This window comes from Haloarcula amylolytica (genome assembly GCF_049705545.1).
Lineage (GTDB): Archaea > Halobacteriota > Halobacteria > Halobacteriales > Haloarculaceae > Haloarcula > Haloarcula amylolytica_B.
Genome location: NZ_JBNAMU010000001.1, coordinates 3,074,603 through 3,093,053, shown reverse-complemented (window position 1 = coordinate 3,093,053; position 18,451 = coordinate 3,074,603). Strand labels below are relative to the sequence as shown.

Sequence of the window (18,451 nt, the reverse complement as noted above, 5' to 3'; positions counted from 1 at the left end):
CACCCGTCAGACAGCGGTCAGACGGCTCAGACTACCGGGTTTCCTGTAATTTCAATGTACAATGTGAGGAACTGGATAGCGTTGAACGCCCCGTGGATGAAGATCGGGACGAGCAGGTTCTCGGTCCTGAGATAGCTCAGGCCCAGCAGCGTCGACAGGACGAACACCAAGAGCAGCGAGAGCACGGTCTGTGTCGGCGTGCCGGTGCTGTACTGTCCGAAGTGAACGACGCCGAAGACGGCGCTGGTGAGTATAATCGCCTGGAGGTCACCGAAATCGTCGTACAGGTACTTCTGGATGAGGTTTCGGTAGATGAACTCCTCGCTCGGCGCGATGGTCAGAAACGCGAGCGGGACCATCACGAGCAGGAACGACGGGTCCTCGCGGGCCAGTTCCTCGACGCTGCTCCGGGCCGCCTCGAGGCCGAGTGCCTGGATGAGGTAACTGAAGCCAAACAGCGCGACCATGAGGACGACGACGCCGCCGACGCCATAGCCAACGTCGCGGAGTCCGGGCCGACGCAGGTCGAGGTCGGCCCAGGTCCGGTCTAACCGCCTGGCGACGGCCGCCCCGAAACCGATGAAGCCGACGCCGATACCGATAGTGAGCGTGATGTACGTCGGTCCGGTGACGGTCCCGCCGTTGAGCGCTGCGGCGCTGACAAGCCCTGCGGCCGCGGCCCCGAGAACGACGAATTGGGCGAACAGCGTGCCCACGAGGAAGCCGGCCAGCCCGATTCCCGTCGCGACCGAGAGCGCTCTGGCGACCGTGTACAGCCGGTCGTTCGAGACGCCGGTCGACAGCGCCCAGCCCAGCGCAACCGTCACGCCCCCGGCCAGCACTGTGAGATACACGGCGATTCCGACGGTCGCCTCGACGCCAGTCCGGAACTCCGGCCCGAAGAAGGCGACGAGGGTCGCGACCGTTGCGATGGCGCTCGCGCCTGTCGCGCCCAGGCCCGCCTGTCGGCGGTCGAGTGCGCCGTGACGGCCGAGCGAGAAGGCGAGCGCGGCGATGACGAACCCGGTGGCGGCGACCTGACGGGCGGTGACCGGGCCGACAGTCGTCGCCGGTGTCATCCAGCCGACGACGCCGGTTTCCGTGGCGACGAGTACGATGAGACCGAGGCCAGCGGCGAGGACACCCCAGTTCGCGGCAGTGTCGTCCATTATCGGCAGTCGGTCGTGCCGGCCTAAAGGGACTCCGTTTCGCCGATCCGCAGGCGTTCGCGCTCGTCGATAACCGCCGTCTCGTCCGTCTCCTCGCCGCGGATGAGCGCTCGCGTGGCGTTTTTGCCCCACTCGACGGCCGGCTGGGTGAACGTCTCCACGTCGGCGAGCTCGCCGGCGAGGATGCAGGCCGCCTCCATCGCGTACAGCAGTTCTCCGACGCTCTCGGCATCGAGGCGGTCGATCTCTACTTCCAGCGCCGGCCGGTCAGCCGCCGGCAGGCTCGCCACCGTCGCCTCGTACTCGGCGTCGATGAGGTCGCCGAGGTCGGTCCCCGAGAGGTACGCGAGGTCCTCGTGGTCCGGGTCGGGAATCGCCACGTTGGCGCGCTCCCGGGGGCGGACGAACGTGACGACTTTGTCGCGGTGGCCGGCGCGGTACAGCTGGAGCTGGGAGTGCTGGTCTGTCGCGCCCAGCGCCCGCGCCGGCGTCTGGCCCCGCCCGTCCTTGCCCAGGCTCTCGGCCCAGAGCTGTGCGAACCACTCGCCGAAGGACTCCAGCCGCTCGGCGTAGGGCATGAATGCGTTGACTTTCGCCCCTTCCTCTTCGAGTGCGTAGGCCATCGCGCCGTAGGCGTAGGCCGGCGAATCGTACAGCGACGGCGCGAGGTCGTCAGCCGCCGTCCGACCACCGGCAAGCAGCCCCTCGATGTCTATGCCGAGGATGGCTGGCGGGACGAGCCCGACCGCCGAGAGCGCGCTGAAGCGGCCGGGGACGCCCTCGGGCACCGGCAGCGTCGGCAGGTCGTGCTGGTCGGCGAGCGCCCGGAGCGGACCGGACTCGCCCGTGGTCACGACGATGCGCTCGGTCCAGTCGACGCCCCGGTCCTCGTAGGCCTCGCGGACGACGAGGAAGTTCGCCAGCGTCTCCGCCGTCGTCCCCGAACGAGAGACGACGTTGATGGCTGTGTCGGCGAGCGAGAGTCCGTCGAGCGTCCGCCGGACGTGCTCCGGGTCGACGTTGTCCAGAACGACGTGACCGCCCGGGTCGTCGGCCAGCGCCTCTGTGATGGTTTTGGCCCCCAGCGCGGAGCCACCGATGCCGACAGTGATGACCGATTCGGCGTCGGCGACCGGCGCGACGGCGTCGCGGATGGTCTCGGCGTCAGTTGCCTCGGGAAGGTTCAGCGACGCGTAGCCAAACTCGCCCCCGTCCCGCCCCTGCTCGATACGGTCGTGAGCCGCGGCCACCCGCTCGTCCAGGTCGTCCAGCGTCGCCCGCTCGACGCCCGGGTCGGCGGCACTGGCCAGTGCGGCTCCGATATCCACGTGCATACTGGAGGTGTCGACGGGCGGGTACAAACAACTCCCGGAGAGCACGGCGGGCAGCAGACGTGGCTCCGCTCTCACCGCTGGTCGGACAACACCGCGCTTAACCACGCGCTCGCCTAACCCACAGGTATGACAGACGCGACGGCAGAGCAGTCCGTCACAGCCGACGCCGACGACGACCGGCCCGAACCGTACAACGGGCTCCCCGGTGCGTTCCCGTACGCGTTCCGGGCCAGCGATTCGCTGCTGTTCAAAGCATACGTCCCGGTCGCGCTGTTGCTGTCTGTGGCGATTACGCTCGTGTTCTCCTTCGGCCTGATTACGCAACTCGCCGAAACCGGGAGCGTCCGCGGCGGAACGTTCACCTTCTCGCGGAGCTTCTTCCTGTTCATCGGTCTGTTGCTGGTCGCGCCGCTGCTGGCGCCGGTGCTCTCCGTCGCGCGCCGCCACCGACGGACCGAATCCTCGGTCGCCTACGACCGCGCCCTTGCACTCTCGGCGTTCCTGTTCATCGGGTCGATATACCTCGCGCTGTTGACCTCCGCCCCGGCGGAGCTTCGCGAACCGACACAGAGCCCCGTCGTCGGCTTCTTCTACTCGCTGCCGCCGCTTGCGGGCCTGGCTCCGCCGCTGCTCGCGACGCTGGTGATATATCTGACCCATCGGCTGTTGAAGTAGCGCCGCCGGCCCACGGCCCCACTCCTACCAAGTGATACGTCACACTCGCTCCCGGGTCGAAACGGGCAAGAGCGCACGCGCCGAACGTGTCCCTATGACAGGCATTGAAGGGACGTTCCTGGTCACGAACGCCGACGATGCGTCGGCGACGCTTCGGAACGTCGCGGACTCGCAAGTGCTGACACTGTCGGACAACCCCGGCGTCGAGACCGGCGAGGTTGTGGAGGGAACAGTCGAACCGGAGCCGCCGATGGAGGTCACCTACACCGTCACCGAAGTCGCCGAGCGGCGAACAATTCCTGTGGAGACGGTCGACCTCGCGCCGACGGCGCAGACGACCGAAATCGCGGCCGAACAGGCCCCCGGCGAGCTAACCACGGTCGAGCGCGCCGGTGAGGGCGAGATTCACGTCCTGACGGTCCCGGAAGACGAGACGAGCGAGGCCGCGGCGGATGTCGTTGAGGACGAGGCCACCCTCTCCCGGGCGGCCAGGCTCGGCGTCGACCGCGTCGAGGTCCGGACGGCAGAGGGTGTCGTCAGCGTGCGGTACTTGCCGGACTGAGCGCTCGCGTTCCTTATTCGGTCGGGCCGGCGGCGCTCTGGACCTGCCAGCCGCCGGCGACCCCGCAGGCCTCGCGCTCGGTGTAGACGAACGCGGTGTCTTCGGTCACCGCGGAGCCGCCGTCGACGGATTCGACCCGAAGCGGGAAATCCAGCGTGTCGCCACAGCAGCCGACGCCGACGAACTCCGTCCACACGTCGCCCGGCGCGGCGTTGTCGTGTGTCTTCCGGAGGTACGCGCGGAACGGCGACCCGTCGATTTTGTCGCGACCCCAGCCGCTGAGATCCGCCGGATACGAGAGTTCGACCCTGATTGCGTGCTCGGACATGGGCGGATATACGTGATAGACTGCCATAGATGTACGGCACAACGGATGTCAGCGGCAGTGATTGAGAAGGCTTATTCGGGCCCGTCTCACATCGTTCGGTCATGTTCGAGTTCGAGGTCCCGGAAGTCGATTACACCCAGTACTCGAACCGTCAGTTGGTGGCGGTTCCGCTGGTAGTGCTCGGTCTGGCGCTCGCGGTGCTCGGTGGCTGGTATCTGGTCACCGGTGCGCCGGTGTCTCCGAGCATCGACTTCACGGGCGGTTCGGAACTCACCGTCGAGTCGTCCCTTTCACAGGCGGAGCTCAGGGCCACGTTCGACGAGCCTGTGGTTTCCGTCCAACAGGTCGAGGGTGAGAACCGCTATATCATCACGTTCGACTCGTCGAACCTGGAGCCCATCGAGGAAACCGCGCGGTCGAGCGACCAGATGGAGTTCCTCGGCAGCGGGACGACCTCGCCGATATTCGGCCAGGAGAATCAGCGGCTAGCGGTCGTCGGCATCGGTGTCGCCTTCCTCGGGATGAGTCTCCTCGTCTTTGCGATGTTCCGGACGATTGTGCCGAGTATCGCGGTCGTCCTCTCTGCGTTTTCCGACCTCGTTATCCCGCTTGCGGTGATGAATCTCCTAGGAATCAAGCTCTCTCTGGGGACCGTCGCCGCGTTGCTGATGCTGATCGGTTACAGCGTCGACTCCGATATCCTGTTAAACAACCACGTCCTCCGGCGGTCCGGTGGCTTCTACGAGTCGACGTACCGCGCGATGCGGACCGGTGTGACGATGACGCTGACATCGATGGCGGCGATGGCAGTGATGGCGATCTCGGCGACGCTGTTCGGTATTGAACTGATGGCTTCTATCGGGTTTGTTCTCGTTGTCGGACTGGCGGCTGATCTGATGAACACCTACATGCTCAACGTCACGCTGCTTCGCTGGTACAAGTACGAGGGGGTCAATCGATGAGCACACTCAAGGAAAACTGGCGCGTCGTCGCGCTGGTCGCGCTGTTACTACTCAGCGCTGTCGCGCTGTTCATCCCCGGCGTTCCGCCAGGAACGTCCAGCACCGAAGGAGCCGGGGCCGCCAACCAGTCGACGAACCTCCAGTACGGGATTCAGCTCAGCGGCGGGACACGCATCCAGGCCCCCATCGTCGGCACAACTGCCGAGGGCGTCGATGTCGCACCCGCGGACGAGGCCGATCTCGCCCAGTCCCTGGCGTCACGGCTGGGCGTTGACCCGATCGACGTACGCGTCTCGAACCAGACCGAGACCGTCGAGGTGTTCTCGAACGACGTCTCCGAGTCGGAGGTCGAGTCCGCGCTCGAATCCGAGGGGTACGAGCCGAGCGAGGTCCGGCCCGGGGTGACCCGAGAGACGCGCGAGAACATGGTATCGGTCATCGACGACAAACTACGCGAATCGGCGCTGACAGGGGGCTCCGTGCAGCAAGTCAGTTCGCCGGGCGGCCGGAGTTTCATCAGCGTCACGGCCCCGGACAGAGGGCGTGAGGAACTCATCGGCCTGCTCGAAGAGCGCGGTGTCGTCCGGGTGTACGCCGTCCACGACAACACCGAGAACGGGACCTACGTCCGCGAGGAAGTCCTCTCCCAGGGTGACTTCGCCGGCATCGGGTCGGCACAGCGAAGCGACACACAGGGAACGCACGTCCCGGTGACGGTCAAACAGAGCGTCGCCGAGCGCTACGCGAACGACATGGTCGATGCCGGCTTCGGGAGCGGGTCGACGTGCCGCCGCTCGGACTACGACCACGAGAACCTCCAGAACACACAGGCGGACTGTCTGGTGACGACGCTGAACGGCGAACCGGTGTTCGTCGGCGGCGTTGACCCGGGGCTAGGACAGTCCTACCGGAACGGTGAGTTCGTCAACAACCCGCAGTTCATCATGCAGACCAGCAACATGTCCGAGGCGACAGAGCTGGAACTTGCGCTGAAGGCCGGCCGGTTGCCAGCCCCGCTTGACTTCGACAGCGCGGAGAGCCAGACGCTCTCCTCCGCGCTCGCACAGGAATTCCAGCAGCGCTCCCTCCTGACGGGCATTCTCGCCGTGATCGCGGTGAGCCTGGTCGTGTATCTCCGGTACGGGCGTCCAGAGGTCGCCCTGCCGATGATCGTCACGGCGCTGTCGGAGGTGTTCATCCTCCTCGGGTTCGTCGCCTTCGTCCAGTATCCGCTGAATCTCTCGCATCTGGCCGGGTTCATCGCGGTCATCGGGACGGGGGTGGACGACCTCATCATCATCGCCGACGAAATCCTTCAGCAGGGGAAAGTCGAGACCGGGCGCGTGTTCCAGAGCCGATTCCGCAAGGCGTTCTGGGTCATCGGCGCGGCCGCGGCGACGACCATCGTCGCGATGAGTCCGCTGATGGTCCTCTCGCTGGGCGATCTTTCCGGGTTCGCCATCATCACCATCGTCGGTGTGCTGGTCGGTGTGCTGGTGACGCGCCCGGCCTACGGTGACATCCTCCGGAGCCTCGTGCTGGACGAGGACTGAGCGGTCCCTTCTCGCCTGTTCTGTCAGGGTGTTCCGCTGTGGACTATTTTCATGCTAGCGAATATCAAATTCTTTTAGATTGACTTATTATCAAGCAGGGCCCATTTACACATCCCGTCAGACGCGGGGAGTCATCGGACGACGGGTCTCAGACTGTCCGAGCAGGACGGAACGGGACGCGTTGGGGGCAACAACCGAGCGGTCCGTCACACGACTCCGAGGTGAACGCTCCGAAGGAGAACCGAAACAGCCCACCGCCGGCCCGGCCGGCCGGACCGGTGCGAAGGCCAACTACCGGATGTCACGTAAGTGGCGTTCGGGAACCCAGCATATCGACAAAACCCGGTGCAAGCCCGGGTAAAGCCTGAAAGGGCGAGGCCGGTTGAAGACCGGCTACAGTCGGCACAGTGCTGGAAGAGCCGTACGGGCTGTGGAAAACAGCTCCCGTCCGACTCCACACCGCCTCTGTCGGGCTTTTATCGCTCAAAAGTCTCCCAGCGTCGCCTGTTCTGCCGCCGCCAGCACGTCGTCACACGTCGACCACGACCGGCGGGCACACGCCGGTAACTCGCCGTGGCGGTCGACGTAGTCCGCCAGGAACGCCCGCGTCGTCGGGTCGCTGGGGTAGCCCGACCCCACGTCGCCGTACTCTTCAGCCAGCTCCGTGACGTGTGCGTCGCGGGCGACTTTCGCGACAATCGAGGCCGCACCGACCAGCGGGTCCGTCTCGTCGGCCCCGTGCTCCGCGGTCACGCTTACCTCGGCGTCGACCGAATCGGCGACCCGGCGACCGAACCGCGCCGCGTCGGTGTCGCTCGCGTCGACCGTACCCGGCAGCCCCTCACGGGCCACCGACGAGAGCGCCGCCGCCTGCGCGTCGACGGTCAGCGTGTTCATGTCCGTCCCGTCGGCGTCGATGCGTTCGACCGGAATCTCGGCGACACCGACGGTGTCGGCCGACTCGCGGATTTCGCCGGCCAGTCGCTCGCGTCGCTCCGGCTTGATCTCCTTCGAGTCGCCGACACCATCGGGCAGGGCCGCCGGGTCGGCCCGGACAGCGGCGGCGAACATCGACCCAAGAACCGGTCCTTTCCCGGCCTCGTCGACGCCGAATCGCATGGCTGGCACGTCGACGCCGGTGTAAAAACAGGTTCCGGTTGGACGGCAGTCCAGCGAGCTACTCTTTGAGGAACTCGTCTTTCGCGAACGGTTCGTCCTCGCCCTGCACGTCGATTACGTCGAGCGCCGTCACCACGGCGTCGGTGTCTAGCAGGCCGGCCAGGCTCGGCTCCGTGCGGCCCTCGTCGCTGGAAACGAGTTCCTTCACGTACAAGCCGCCCTCGCCGTGGATGCGGAGTTCGGCCTGACGGTCGTCGGTCAGTTCGCCCTCGGCGTCGTACACCGTCCGCGTCCGGGTGATGTCGGCCCGCCGGTGGGTGACCCGCTGGGGCGTCTCCTGCTCGATGGTCGTCCCGTCCAGTTCCGCCAGCGCGTCCTGCAGGGCGTCGGCGTCGACCGGCTCCCCGAACTCCACGTCCATCCGGTAGGTCTTCGAGGCGTCCAGTTCCTTGACGCGCTCGACCATCTCGTGGGTCGCCAGGTGGAGGTCCGTCACTTCGACCTTCCCGTCGGCGAAAGCGTTGATGTCGGCTTCGAGCTCGTCGGCATCCACGTCGCGCTTGCGGGGTTCCATCACCTCGATGACGAACGGGCGGCCCGAATCGAGCATCCGGGCGTCGACGTCCTCGCGGCCGGCGCCGTGGAACACGGCCTCCTCGCCGTCCATCGCCTCGCAGACGACAGGCGCGGACAGTTGCTCGACGCTCTCGTCGTAGCGGTAGCCGCTGCCGTCACAGCCGTCGCAGGGCTCGCCCTGCCACAGTCCGGTCCCGTTGCAGTCGTTGCAGGGCCACTTCGTCTGGGGAATATCGCGTTCGAGCTTGCGGTAGCGGCCGTAGACGAACGCGGAGTTGACGTGGGTCTCCACCTCATCTGTCGCGAGATCGAGCGTGAACTGGATCGCCGGGCGGCCGAACTCCACCTCCGCGCCGGTCAGGTCGCCGATCCGTTTCCCCACTTCACGGTTGAGCTCGGTCTTCAGTGCCTCGCCGGCGTCCGGTTCGAGGCCCACGTCCTCCCGGAGCAGTTCGTCGTTCTCTTCGAGCAGCGGCGGCACCTTCGTCCCGACCTGGTAGGTATCAAAGTCGTAGCCGCGGACGGCGCTTGCGGCCTGCTCGGCCCACCAGTCGAACCGGTCACACTCGCCCTCACAGACCCAGCAGTCCTCGCTTTCCTCGAAGGGGTCATCCTCTGCGAGCGCAACCGTCACCCGCAGGGCGTGGCCCCGTTCGGCGTTGGCCAGCCCGAAGCTCCGGTCGGCGAAGAGCCGGCCGAGACAGGAATCACACAGCGGCCCGGTCGCAAGCGCCGCACGGGCGTCCTCAAGTATGCTCATTGCCTGAGCCGACGCGGCGACCCCGTAACTGCGTTTCGACCTCTCGGTCACCCGAGTCAGTCGGCCCTGCGACCTTGCTTGCGCTCACTTGCCAGTCACGCCGCCGTCGTCTGTGGTTTTGCCCTTCGACTGCGCTTGGTCGAACAGTTCGCCCGGAATCTCCTCGGCCGAGATGGAGATGGACCGCTGGGGGAACGGAATTCCGATGTCCTCCGCCCGGAACCGCTTGTAGATCGCGCTGTTGAGTTCGTGCGTCGCACGGGCTGTCAGGGCCGGATTGCTGACCCAGCACAGCAGTTCGAAGTTCAGCGCTGAGTCGCCGAATTCCCGGAACCGGACCCTCGGATTCGGGCGGTCCTGAACGAGGTCCTCGGCTCCGGCTAGTTCCAGGAGAATCTCCTCGACCTGGTCGATATCCGTCCCGTAGGCGACGCCGATAGGGACGCGAATCCGGCGCTTGCGTCTCGGCGTCGACTCGTTGATGATGGCGGCGTTGTTGAGCTTCGAGTTCGGGACGGTGACGAGGATGTCGTCGCGGGTACGGATGACCGTCGAGCGCACGGAGATGTCCTCGACGCGGCCGCGTTCGCCGGTTTCGAGAACGACGAAATCGCCGACTGCGTACGTACCGTCGAGATACAGCGACAGCGACCCGAAGAAGTTCGCCAGCGTGTCCCGGGCCGCCAGCCCGACGATGATCCCCATAATCCCCGCCGAGGCCAGCAGCGGCGTCACGTCGATGTCCCATAGAATCAGCAGGAGCAGAACACCGCCGCCCGAGATGAGCGCGCTCCAGACGTTCTGGAGGATGGGGACCATCTGGCGGTCGATGTACGCCGAATCCGTCGCAAGGGCGGACGCCTGACGGCCGATACGCAGCAGCGTCACCATCCAGACGATGACGACCAGCGAGAGCGTCCCGGCTTCCAGCGAGACAGCAATGGCCGGGCGGATGTCGTAAATCTGTGCGCCGGCGTACGCGCCGCCGAGGCCGACCGTGACGTACACGGCAGTGTGAATCCCACGGAAGACGATGTCATCGACATCACCCTCGATGTGGGGCGTGACCTGTCTGAGTAGTCGGTCACCGAGAACACGGATGACCAACGCGAGCACGACCCCGCTACCGACGAGCACCAGAAACCCCTGCCAGGCCGGCAGTCCCGACAGCAGGTCTACCACCCCGCTTCCCAGTTGCATACCCCCGTTTGGACACCGGCGCTATATATACTGCCACGTCGACGGCTCGAACCGAACGGCCTTTGTCCCGCGGCGTCCGCTCCGTGGGTATGAACCCGATTCTCGTCGCCATTCTGCTGGGCTTGCTGCAGGGGGTGCTGGAGTGGATTCCGGTCTCCAGCGAGGGCGGCGTCGCCCTCGCCTCGACGGTGGCTACGGGCGTCTCGCCCGCCGCCGCGACCCGCCTCGCGCTCTTTCTCCACGCCGGGACGGCGGTCGCGGCGACGGCCTACTACCGCACTGAGGTCCGAACCATCCTGCACTCGATCCGGCAACTCTCGCGCCGCCCGTTCGCCGACGAGACGGCAGACCTTTCGTTTATTGTCATCGCCACACTGGCCACCGCCGTCACCGGTCTCCCCGCCTACATGGCCCTCGACGCGGCGGTTTCGGAGCTAGAGGGCGGGCTCTTCCTGGCGCTGGTCGGCGGCCTGCTCGTCGTCACCGGCCTGCTCCAGCGCTTTGCCGCGGCGCTGTCGCTGGGCGAGCGCGAGATTCCGAACTGGATCGACGCCGTGCTGGTGGGCGTACTGCAGGGGCTGGCTATCCTCCCCGGCGTCTCCAGGTCCGGGACGACGGTGAGTGCCCTGCTGCTCCGGGGCCACGAGGGCGAGTCGTCACTTCGGCTCTCGTTTCTGTTGTCGATTCCGGCCGCGCTCGCCGCGAACGCGTTGGTTCTCGTCGATGACGGCGTGCCGGCAATCGAGCCACTACCGGCCGTCGTCGCGCTCGCCGTGAGCGCCCTCGTCGGCTACCTCACTGTCGACGCGCTGGTCCGACTGGTCCGGCAGGTCCCGTTCTGGGCAGTCTGTACGGTGTTCGGTGGGTTCGGGGTCGTCGGCGGCTTGCTCGTCGCGTTGTAGCTCCCGGAAAAGCCGGGTTGGCTTACCCCTCGTACTCGACTTCGGTGCCACTGGCGACCGGCTGGAGAATATACTCGTCAGTGCGGCCGCGCTTGACCGGGGTGAAATCGGCCGTGAATACGGTCCGGGTGTCCGCGCGGATCTCGTACTCTTGGGTGAACTGCAGGGGCGCGTCGCCAGGCGTGTCAACCGTCGCGTCACCGCCTTCTGCGAGCGTTGCGTCGACGCCGGTCACGTCGAGCTGGAGATACTCGTAGGTGTCAACGTCGAGTTCGGTCTCGTCGACGAGAGTGGTGTTGCCGTCCTGTAGCTGGACCAGGTCGGCTTCCTGGGCTTCATCGAACTCGTGGTACTCGCGGGCGTCGCTCGTGTCCGCTGTCGCCGATTCTTCGGTCGCTGTGGCCTCCTCCGAGGCCGGCTTTACCCAGATCCCGGCCATCGTGATGACACACGATTCGAAATCGCCGATGTCGCCTGGCTGGTCGGTCACTCGCGTCGCGAGCGTGCCTGTTTCGGCGTCGCTCCCGGAACAGCCGGCGAGGCCGACCGTGCTCGCTGCCGCGAGTCCGCCGGCGGCTTTCAGATAGTCGCGTCGAGACGTCGTTCCTGACTGCTGTGGATCGCGCATACACTGTTCGACAGCCACCCTGGGGTAAAGGAGCCGGCAGATAGTCAGGCCGAGTTCAGCCGAATTTCGCCCGATTTGCCGGACGTGAACGGTTTCTAGCCCAACACAGACCGATGATATCGTCCGGGACTGGCCCGGCGACGATGGAACTTATTTATCCCTTGGCATCAAATCTGTAATATCAGCGGCTATGAGTGGTGACGAACGCAAGCTAGTCGACACGTCGGGGGACTTCCAGTACGTCGTCCGCGACGGCGACCCAGTGACTGACCCGCAGTGGCGCTCCTGTCGGCTCATCGTCACCAACAAGCGACTTATCCTGGCGACGAACGGTTCGAAACAGCCGATTCCCCACTCCAACATCACCCTTCCGTCGGACCCCGACGACTTAGTCCCCGACGGCGGTACCGGCGGCGCAACCGCGCTAGAGGTGGGCAACAACGTCCTCCTCGTTGACACGCCGAACATGGACGACTTCGAGACGGAGTACGTCCGCGCGACGCTGCAGGGCGAGGTCATCCTCGCGCGACAGCAGGCGGTCGTCGGCGGTGTGGTCCAGGAGGACGCCGAGTGGACCAAGGCACGGTTTCAACTGGACGACGACATCATCCGCCTCCAGTTCCCCGGCGGCAAGAGCATGGCCTTCGAAATCGAGGACGTCGGGACCATCGAAACTGGGACCAGTACCGTGATGGGCCAGGAGCGGGATGTCATCGAGGTCGAACATACCGACGACGAGGACCGCAGCGTCGAAACCCATATCTCGGGGATGGACCACCACACACGGGCGCTGAAGACGCTGTTCACCCGCGTTATCGAGGACCGCGAAGACGATTACGAACTCTCGGAGATGGAGAGTCAGGTGTTGATGGCGCTGTACTCCGGTGTCTCACCGTTCGAGATGTCCGATTTCGTCGGGACGACGCCCGACGAGGTCGAGGAAATTTACCAGAAACTGCTTGAGATCGGTGCGGTTGACGAGGTCCGCGTTCGGACCGAGGTCGCGTTGAACGCGCAGGGGCGGAATATGGCGAGTGAGGCGATGAGTGAGAAGTAGCGAGGGGCGCGAACGTAGCGAGCGGCCCTCGAATAGCGAGCGGGAAACGAAGTGGCCCGCGAGCAGCGATACGTCACGCGCTGCAGAAGGAACGGGGAACGTAGTGACTCGCGAGCAGCGAGCCACCTCATCTCAATCCTCAAAAAACGGTCGGGGACCGATTCTCACTCGGACCAGCAGGGCGGTACCGCCGAACGGCACGTCCGAAGCGACCCACAGCGGCGTTTTCTCGCCAGCGGTGCTCGGCCGGTACAGTGTGGCCCACGGAGTCCGGACTCCGGGGGTCGCTGGTCGTTCACTCACTCAGGTACTCGACGTCCTCGGCCTCCGTCACCGACACTCCGTCTGGTAGATCTGACTCCGGGACCGGCGTCAGGGTGAGGACTTCGTCCGCCTCAGTCTGGACCCACTCCTGTCCTGTCGCTTGGCTCCAGTCGTGTGGTTCCCAGAGCCCCGATTCGAAGCGCATCCAGATGTCGAGACCACTGTAGTACTCTCCCGTTGAACTTTGGTATATCATTGCTGACTCCACACCATCCGCTGCCGTCGAACAAGTCAATGGATCTACATTGTATTATTACTACCGGCGGGATCGAAATTCGCCGGCCCAGAGTATAGCGGGTGCCTGGATCGGCCGGGGAGGACAACGATTCGCGATAGTGTGAGTCAATCGCACGCGGTTGTACCGAACACACGGGAAATCTGTGTCCGATTCGAAAACCGAGACTGGCCTACTGCTGCTGTTGCATCGCCAGCTCGAGCGACCAGAAGAAGCCGTAGTACGCGACGACGCCGGCGGCGAGCGTCAGGTAGTAAGCCCACTGGGGAGCCGACAGCAGGTCGAAGATGACGCTCACGGCGGTCACCCAGGCGATAGCGAACACGAGGTCGACGAACATGCCTCGCTTGTGGTCGCGCACGTGGTCGCGGAGGGTGTCGACGACGCTCATCGGCGGCCTCGCGTCGTCCGTGGCGGTCGTGATCGGTTCAGTCCCATGCTAGTCACTCATCGATGTCTGTCTCGCCGTGGACGTCGACGACGAGCACCGGCAGTCGCGTCCGGCGTAGGACTTTCTCCGTGACGCTGCCGAGGATGACGCGCTTGAGGCCCGAGCGGCCGTGGGACCCCATCACGACGAGGTCGATGTCGTTGTCCTCGACGAACTTCCGTATCGCGCGGGCCGGCTCGCCGGCGGTGATGTGCTCTTCGACTTCGAGGCCGTGTTCGGCGGCGCAGTCGCGGACGTAGCCGGTGGCTTCGTCGGCGTCTTCGTTTATTTCGGTCATCTCCTCCAGGTTCCCCTGGCGGATGCGGTCGACCTGCTCCGTTCCCAGCGAGTAACTGGTGGCGTCGACGTCGACGACGTACAGCGCGTGGACCGTCGCGCCGTACTTCGAGGCGATGTCGACTGCCTGGTCGACCGCGTTTTCGGCGGTTTTGCTGCCGTCTGTCGGAACGAGGATGTTGTCGTACATGGGTTTAGTCGTCTGCGGGGGTGCCGCCGCTGGTGCTGTCACCGACGACGTCTGCGGCGGTTTCCTGTTGCCCCATCGGCTCGGGGCTGTGACACTGTCGAACCATCTTCTTCGTCTCCAGGGGCGGCTCGGGCGTCGCCAGCGAGACGGCGATGGTGACGACGAACACGACCGGCGTCCCGATCAGGGCAGCGCCGATGGGCGGGACGTACTGGGCGTATATCGGGACGAGTGCCCCGCTCTCGCCAGCGGCTGCGCCGAGCGCACCGATGTAGTTCGGCAGGACGCTGTTGATAATCGAGGTGATCCAGATGAGCAGGCCGAGCACCATCCCGGCCAGCGCGCCCTGACGGTTCGTATTCTCCCACCAGAGGCCGAGGAAGAACATCGGGAACAGGACGACGCCGGCCAGCGAGAACGCGTAGGCGACCAGTTCGCCGATGAGCGCCGGTGGGTTGAACGCGGTCACCGTCACCAGCGCGCCCATGCCGATGATCGTCCCACGACCGATGAGCACCTGCTGGCGCTGGGTCGCTTCGGGGTTGATCAGTTCGGTGTAGATGTCGTGTGCGACCGCGGAGGAGGCCGTGATGAACAGCCCGGCAGTCGTCGCGATAGCCGCGGCCATCGCACCGGCCGCGACGAGGCCGACGAACCACGTCGGGAGGTTCGCGAACTGTGCGGCGAGCACGACGATCACGTCACCCTCAGCGCCGGACATGCCGCCTTCCGCGGCGTAGGCGCTCGCGCCGGTCGTCGCCTGGAAGAGGTCGACGCCGAAGGCCGCCATCGCGGGCGAAGCCCAGTAGAGCAGGAGGATGAAGAACAGCCCCCACACGCAGGACCAGCGGGCGACGCGCTCGCTTCTGACCGTGTAGAACCGGACGAGGACGTGCGGAAGGCCGCAGGTCCCGACGATGAGCGAGAACGCCGTCGCGATCCAGATGTAGAATGGTTGGTTCACGAACGGCGCTGAGAACTCGCGGCCGAGGTCGGCCATCAGCGCGCCGTACTCGATCTGCGGGAGTATCGTCGAGTAGCCCTGCGAGAAGCCGACGACGTACACCCCCGCGAGGAATGCGACGATGAGAATCGTGTACTGGACGGCCATGTTCTTCGTCGCGCCCAGCATCCCCGAGAGCGCGAGGTAGCCGACGGTGATAGTCATCATCACGACGATCATCGGGATGATGTCGAGGCCGAAGACGTACTGGCCGACCAGCCCCATGCCGCGGGCCTGGCCGACGGAGTAGACGTACGCGATGAGCAGCGTGGTGAACGCGGCCAGCGCGCGGGCGGTCGGCGAGTTGAACCGGTCGCCGACGAAGTCCGGCGCGGTGTACTTCCCGAACCGCCGCATCTGCGCGGCCAGGAAGATGAGCAGGATGAAGTAGCCGGTCGTCCAGCCGACGATGAACGCCAGGCCGTAAAAGCCCGACAGCGCGACCAGTCCGGCCAGCCCGAGGTACGAGGCGGCGGACATCCAGTTCGCGCCGATGGCCATCCCGTTCTCGATGTTCCCGATGCCGCGGCCGGCCACCCACATCCCCTCGGTGTCGGCCACCTTGAACACGTAGCCGATGACGAGGAACGAGGCCATCATCAGGAAGACGATGATCGCCGGGACGAGTTTGAAGGAGATATCCAGCGCTTCCGCCTGTAACGGGACCGTCACTGCTCGACACCCCCGTCAGCGGCCGTCGCCTCGCCCGTCTCGGGAGCCGTGCTCTCGACGGAATCGGGGTCGATACCGTACTTCTGGTCGAGCCCGTCCCGGTATCGCGTGTACACTATCGCCAGGATGAGCGCACCCGTTGGCGCGCCAAGCGAGACGAGGAAGTAGTGCAGCGGGAAGCCGAGCACAGGCATCTGCACGGTCATCACCTCCGGCGCAAGTGCGGTCAGCGTCACCGGCCCGAACACGACCAGCGCCCAGAGCACGAAACTGCTCCAGATAATCTTCAGGTGGTCGCGCATAAACGGCGTGCTCGGCCGTAACAGGTTCACCTCCCTGTCGAGGTAGTTGATCTCTTCGTGGGCGGGCTCCGTGCCGCCATCTGGTTGGATAGTTGACTCTTCTCGGTCCGCGGGCGTGTCTCTTGACATGGGGTTGAAAGCTTGAAAATTCGTGGTGCTGTTCGCTGTTACCGCTCAGTCACCCTGGACTTTGGTCGCGATATCACTGACGACGTCTGGGTTTCGCAGGGTGCTCGTATCACCCAGTTCCTCGCCGTTGGCGATGTCTTCCAGCAGGCGGCGCATGATTTTCCCGGAGCGGGTCTTCGGCAGTTCGGGCGTGAAGATAACCGCTTCCGGCCGTGCGATTGGCCCGATAGCGTCCTCGACGCCGTCGATGATCGCACTGCGGAGTTCCTCGTCTTCTTCGTAGCCGTCCTCGGTGATGACGTACGCGTACACCGCTTCGCCCTTGATGTCGTGGTCGCCACCGACGACAGCGGCTTCGGCGACACCTTCCACGCCGACGATAGCGCTCTCGATCTCCATCGTCCCGAGACGGTGGCCGGAGACGTTGATCACGTCGTCGACCCGTCCCAGCACGGTGATGTAGCCGTCGTCGTCGATCTTCGCTCCGTCCTCGGGGAAGTACACCCAGTCGTCGGAGTCGTCGCTGTCGGTGTCGGAATACTCGGCCCAGTACTCGTCGATGAACCGTTCGTCGTTCTTGTACAGCGTCCGGAGCATGCCGGGCCACGGCTTGTCGACGGTCAGGTAGCCGGCGCGGCCGGGTTCGACCTCATCGCCCTCGGTGTCGACGATACGTACGTCGTTGCCCGGCAGCGGCGGACCGGCCGACCCGGGTTTCATGTCCTTGACGCCGGGCAGCGTCGTTATCATCATGCCGCCGGTCTCGGTCTGCCACCAGGTGTCGACGACGGGACACTCCTCGCCCCCGATGTGTTTGTAGTACCATTTCCAGGCCCGGGGGTTGATCGGCTCGCCGACCGTGCCCAGCAGGCGCAGACTGGAGAGATCGTGCTGCTCGGGGTACTCTTTGCCCCACTTCATGAACGCGCGGATGGCCGTCGGTGCGGTGTACAGCTGGTCGGCCTCGTACTCTTCGACGATGTCCCAGAGGCGGTCCTTGTCGGGGTAGTCCGGCGTCCCCTCGTACATCATCGTCGTGGTGCCGAGCGCGAGCGGGCCGTAGACGATGTATGAGTGGCCGGTGATCCAGCCGATGTCGGCCGAGCAGAAGTACGTGTCCTCGGGTTTGATGTCCAGCACCGCCTGGGACGTCCAGGCCGCCCAGGCGAGGTAGCCGCCGGTGGAGTGCTTGACGCCCTTCGGCTTCCCGGTCGTTCCGGAGGTGTACATGAGGAACAGCATGTCCTCGGCGTCGCGGTCGACCGGCTCGACCGTCGCGCCCTCGTTGTCGGCGACGACGTCCTCGAAGGCGACCTGGTTGTCGGCGTAGTCGTGGTCGAAGCCGTCGCCGTCCATCAGGCGCTCGGCGACGATTGCGCGCTCGACCTCGTGGTCGACGCCACTCAGCCCCTCGTTGGCCTTGTCGAGGTGGTCGAGCGGGTCGCCGCGACGGTAGTAGCCGTCGCAGGTGACCAGATACTCCGAGTCGGCGGAGTTCATCCGCGTCGCCAGCGCATCCGCGGAGAAGCCGGCGAACACGACGGAGTGTGGCGCGCCGATGCGAGCGCAGGCCAGCATGGCGATGGGCAGCTGCGGGATCATCGGCATGTACATCGTCACGACGTCGTCCTCGCCGACGCCCATCTCCCGCAGGCCGGCCGCGAATTCGTTGACCTTCTGGTGGAGTTCCTCGTAGGTGTAGGTGATGTTGTCTTCCTCGACTGGCTCACCCACCCATTCGATAGCAGCTTCGTCGCCGCGTTCGTCGAGGTGCCGGTCCAGGCAGTTCGCCGACGCGTTCAGTGTGCCGTCGGTGAACCACTCGTAGAACGGCGGGTTCGAGTCGTCGAGGACCTGGTCGTAATCCTCCTCCCAGTCGAGAAGGTCGGCGGCCCCCTCCCAGCACTCCGGCCAGTTCTCGGTAAACTCCTCGTAGATACCCTCGTCCGTGACGTTCGCCTGCTCGACGAACGACTCCGGGGGCTCGAATACCTCCTGCTCTTCGAGCCGCGCTTCTAGTTGGACATCTTCATCTGACATAGTC

General features: G+C 65.4%; 19 protein-coding genes. 6 read left to right on the top strand and 13 right to left on the bottom strand.

Translation table 11 applies throughout. The annotated features are described in order from the left end of the window. Positions 1 to 26: 26 nt before the first annotated feature. The gene (locus ACOZ4H_RS16185; protein ID WP_424330243.1) at positions 27 to 1,169 is read right to left on the bottom strand and encodes a lysostaphin resistance A-like protein; all 1,143 of its coding nucleotides are present in this window, start codon (positions 1,167 to 1,169) and stop codon (positions 27 to 29) included. A 23-nt stretch (positions 1,170 to 1,192) separates the two neighbouring features. Next, positions 1,193 to 2,503 carry a glucose-6-phosphate isomerase gene (locus tag ACOZ4H_RS16180; protein WP_424330242.1) on the bottom strand — a complete coding sequence of 437 codons (1,311 nt, stop codon included), beginning with the start codon at positions 2,501 to 2,503 and terminating at the stop codon, positions 1,193 to 1,195. Positions 2,504 to 2,629: 126 nt separating this feature from the next. Here ACOZ4H_RS16180 and ACOZ4H_RS16175 point away from each other — a divergent pair, with 126 nt between their 5' ends. Together ACOZ4H_RS16175 and ACOZ4H_RS16170 are read left to right on the top strand one after the other, a co-directional pair. Then, entirely contained in the window at positions 2,630 to 3,178 is a 549-nt protein-coding gene (locus ACOZ4H_RS16175; RefSeq protein WP_424330241.1) for a hypothetical protein, read from the top strand. A gap of 94 nt (positions 3,179 to 3,272) precedes the next feature. Continuing rightward, positions 3,273 to 3,740 (top strand): DUF5812 family protein, encoded by a 468-nt coding sequence (locus ACOZ4H_RS16170; RefSeq protein WP_424330240.1) that lies wholly within the window; start codon positions 3,273 to 3,275, stop codon positions 3,738 to 3,740. Between the two features lie 13 nt (positions 3,741 to 3,753). On the opposite strand, the gene ACOZ4H_RS16165 is transcribed toward ACOZ4H_RS16170, so the two are convergent. Beyond that, positions 3,754 to 4,068 carry a hypothetical protein gene (locus ACOZ4H_RS16165; RefSeq protein ID WP_424330239.1) on the bottom strand — a complete coding sequence of 105 codons (315 nt, stop codon included), beginning with the start codon at positions 4,066 to 4,068 and terminating at the stop codon, positions 3,754 to 3,756. 101 nt (positions 4,069 to 4,169) lie between these two features. Between ACOZ4H_RS16165 and secF the strand changes: the two genes are divergently transcribed. Together secF and ACOZ4H_RS16155 are read left to right on the top strand one after the other, a co-directional pair. Continuing rightward, a complete protein-coding gene (gene secF, locus ACOZ4H_RS16160; RefSeq protein WP_424330238.1) occupies positions 4,170 to 5,030 on the top strand; it encodes a protein translocase subunit SecF in 861 nt (286 codons plus the stop codon). After that, positions 5,027 to 6,583, top strand: a complete 1,557-nt coding sequence (locus ACOZ4H_RS16155; protein WP_424330237.1) for a preprotein translocase subunit SecD — start codon at positions 5,027 to 5,029, stop codon at positions 6,581 to 6,583. The genes secF and ACOZ4H_RS16155 overlap by 4 nt, the downstream gene beginning before the upstream one ends. Before the next feature lie 483 nt (positions 6,584 to 7,066). On the opposite strand, the gene rnhB is transcribed toward ACOZ4H_RS16155, so the two are convergent. From rnhB to ACOZ4H_RS16140, 3 genes are all read right to left on the bottom strand, one after another. Further along, the gene (gene rnhB, locus ACOZ4H_RS16150) at positions 7,067 to 7,702 is read right to left on the bottom strand and encodes a ribonuclease HII (protein ID WP_424330236.1); all 636 of its coding nucleotides are present in this window, start codon (positions 7,700 to 7,702) and stop codon (positions 7,067 to 7,069) included. Between the two features lie 58 nt (positions 7,703 to 7,760). Further along, positions 7,761 to 9,038, bottom strand: coding sequence for a tRNA pseudouridine(54/55) synthase Pus10 (locus ACOZ4H_RS16145; protein WP_424330235.1), 1,278 nt, complete (start codon positions 9,036 to 9,038; stop codon positions 7,761 to 7,763). 84 nt (positions 9,039 to 9,122) lie between these two features. After that, on the bottom strand, positions 9,123 to 10,238 hold the full coding sequence (locus ACOZ4H_RS16140) for a mechanosensitive ion channel family protein (RefSeq protein ID WP_424330234.1): 1,116 nt from the start codon (positions 10,236 to 10,238) through the stop codon (positions 9,123 to 9,125). An 89-nt stretch (positions 10,239 to 10,327) separates the two neighbouring features. Here ACOZ4H_RS16140 and ACOZ4H_RS16135 point away from each other — a divergent pair, with 89 nt between their 5' ends. Then, positions 10,328 to 11,140 (top strand): undecaprenyl-diphosphate phosphatase, encoded by an 813-nt coding sequence (locus tag ACOZ4H_RS16135; protein WP_424330233.1) that lies wholly within the window; start codon positions 10,328 to 10,330, stop codon positions 11,138 to 11,140. Between the two features lie 22 nt (positions 11,141 to 11,162). On the opposite strand, the gene ACOZ4H_RS16130 is transcribed toward ACOZ4H_RS16135, so the two are convergent. Next, positions 11,163 to 11,768 carry a DUF4382 domain-containing protein gene (locus ACOZ4H_RS16130; protein WP_424330232.1) on the bottom strand — a complete coding sequence of 202 codons (606 nt, stop codon included), beginning with the start codon at positions 11,766 to 11,768 and terminating at the stop codon, positions 11,163 to 11,165. A 190-nt stretch (positions 11,769 to 11,958) separates the two neighbouring features. Here ACOZ4H_RS16130 and ACOZ4H_RS16125 point away from each other — a divergent pair, with 190 nt between their 5' ends. Next, positions 11,959 to 12,825 carry a CheF family chemotaxis protein gene (locus tag ACOZ4H_RS16125; RefSeq protein ID WP_424330231.1) on the top strand — a complete coding sequence of 289 codons (867 nt, stop codon included), beginning with the start codon at positions 11,959 to 11,961 and terminating at the stop codon, positions 12,823 to 12,825. Between the two features lie 295 nt (positions 12,826 to 13,120). Here the strand turns inward: ACOZ4H_RS16125 and ACOZ4H_RS16120 are convergent, their stop codons facing one another. From ACOZ4H_RS16120 to acs, 6 genes are all read right to left on the bottom strand, one after another. Next, positions 13,121 to 13,345: a hypothetical protein gene (locus ACOZ4H_RS16120; RefSeq protein WP_424330230.1), complete on the bottom strand. Its 225-nt coding sequence runs from the start codon at positions 13,343 to 13,345 to the stop codon at positions 13,121 to 13,123. 211 nt (positions 13,346 to 13,556) lie between these two features. Further along, complete coding sequence (locus ACOZ4H_RS16115; protein ID WP_312621093.1) at positions 13,557 to 13,775, bottom strand: hypothetical protein; 219 nt, start codon at positions 13,773 to 13,775, stop codon at positions 13,557 to 13,559. 52 nt (positions 13,776 to 13,827) lie between these two features. Then, positions 13,828 to 14,301: a universal stress protein gene (locus tag ACOZ4H_RS16110; RefSeq protein ID WP_424330229.1), complete on the bottom strand. Its 474-nt coding sequence runs from the start codon at positions 14,299 to 14,301 to the stop codon at positions 13,828 to 13,830. 4 nt (positions 14,302 to 14,305) lie between these two features. Next, on the bottom strand, positions 14,306 to 15,976 hold the full coding sequence (locus tag ACOZ4H_RS16105) for a sodium:solute symporter family transporter (RefSeq protein WP_424330228.1): 1,671 nt from the start codon (positions 15,974 to 15,976) through the stop codon (positions 14,306 to 14,308). Beyond that, positions 15,973 to 16,407 carry a DUF4212 domain-containing protein gene (locus ACOZ4H_RS16100; RefSeq protein ID WP_424330227.1) on the bottom strand — a complete coding sequence of 145 codons (435 nt, stop codon included), beginning with the start codon at positions 16,405 to 16,407 and terminating at the stop codon, positions 15,973 to 15,975. The genes ACOZ4H_RS16105 and ACOZ4H_RS16100 overlap by 4 nt, the downstream gene beginning before the upstream one ends. A gap of 45 nt (positions 16,408 to 16,452) precedes the next feature. Further along, positions 16,453 to 18,447, bottom strand: coding sequence for an acetate--CoA ligase (gene acs, locus ACOZ4H_RS16095; protein ID WP_424330226.1), 1,995 nt, complete (start codon positions 18,445 to 18,447; stop codon positions 16,453 to 16,455). Positions 18,448 to 18,451 lie beyond the last annotated feature (4 nt).

Excerpts from the sequence above, each read along its gene's own strand:
- ACOZ4H_RS16125 (WP_424330231.1), top strand. The coding sequence starts at position 11,959 with ATGAGTGGTGACGAACGCAAGCTAGTCGACACGTCGGGGGACTTCCAG.
- ACOZ4H_RS16140 (WP_424330234.1), bottom strand. The coding sequence starts at position 10,238 with ATGCAACTGGGAAGCGGGGTGGTAGACCTGCTGTCGGGACTGCCGGCC.
- ACOZ4H_RS16120 (WP_424330230.1), bottom strand. The coding sequence starts at position 13,345 with ATGATATACCAAAGTTCAACGGGAGAGTACTACAGTGGTCTCGACATC.
- ACOZ4H_RS16165 (WP_424330239.1), bottom strand. The coding sequence starts at position 4,068 with ATGTCCGAGCACGCAATCAGGGTCGAACTCTCGTATCCGGCGGATCTC.
- acs (WP_424330226.1), bottom strand. The coding sequence starts at position 18,447 with ATGTCAGATGAAGATGTCCAACTAGAAGCGCGGCTCGAAGAGCAGGAG.
- ACOZ4H_RS16170 (WP_424330240.1), top strand. The coding sequence starts at position 3,273 with ATGACAGGCATTGAAGGGACGTTCCTGGTCACGAACGCCGACGATGCG.
- ACOZ4H_RS16135 (WP_424330233.1), top strand. The coding sequence starts at position 10,328 with ATGAACCCGATTCTCGTCGCCATTCTGCTGGGCTTGCTGCAGGGGGTG.
- ACOZ4H_RS16110 (WP_424330229.1), bottom strand. The coding sequence starts at position 14,301 with ATGTACGACAACATCCTCGTTCCGACAGACGGCAGCAAAACCGCCGAA.
- ACOZ4H_RS16130 (WP_424330232.1), bottom strand. The coding sequence starts at position 11,768 with ATGCGCGATCCACAGCAGTCAGGAACGACGTCTCGACGCGACTATCTG.
- ACOZ4H_RS16155 (WP_424330237.1), top strand. The coding sequence starts at position 5,027 with ATGAGCACACTCAAGGAAAACTGGCGCGTCGTCGCGCTGGTCGCGCTG.
- rnhB (WP_424330236.1), bottom strand. The coding sequence starts at position 7,702 with ATGCGATTCGGCGTCGACGAGGCCGGGAAAGGACCGGTTCTTGGGTCG.
- ACOZ4H_RS16175 (WP_424330241.1), top strand. The coding sequence starts at position 2,630 with ATGACAGACGCGACGGCAGAGCAGTCCGTCACAGCCGACGCCGACGAC.
- ACOZ4H_RS16115 (WP_312621093.1), bottom strand. The coding sequence starts at position 13,775 with ATGAGCGTCGTCGACACCCTCCGCGACCACGTGCGCGACCACAAGCGA.
- ACOZ4H_RS16100 (WP_424330227.1), bottom strand. The coding sequence starts at position 16,407 with ATGTCAAGAGACACGCCCGCGGACCGAGAAGAGTCAACTATCCAACCA.
- secF (WP_424330238.1), top strand. The coding sequence starts at position 4,170 with ATGTTCGAGTTCGAGGTCCCGGAAGTCGATTACACCCAGTACTCGAAC.
- ACOZ4H_RS16185 (WP_424330243.1), bottom strand. The coding sequence starts at position 1,169 with ATGGACGACACTGCCGCGAACTGGGGTGTCCTCGCCGCTGGCCTCGGT.
- ACOZ4H_RS16180 (WP_424330242.1), bottom strand. The coding sequence starts at position 2,503 with ATGCACGTGGATATCGGAGCCGCACTGGCCAGTGCCGCCGACCCGGGC.
- ACOZ4H_RS16145 (WP_424330235.1), bottom strand. The coding sequence starts at position 9,038 with ATGAGCATACTTGAGGACGCCCGTGCGGCGCTTGCGACCGGGCCGCTG.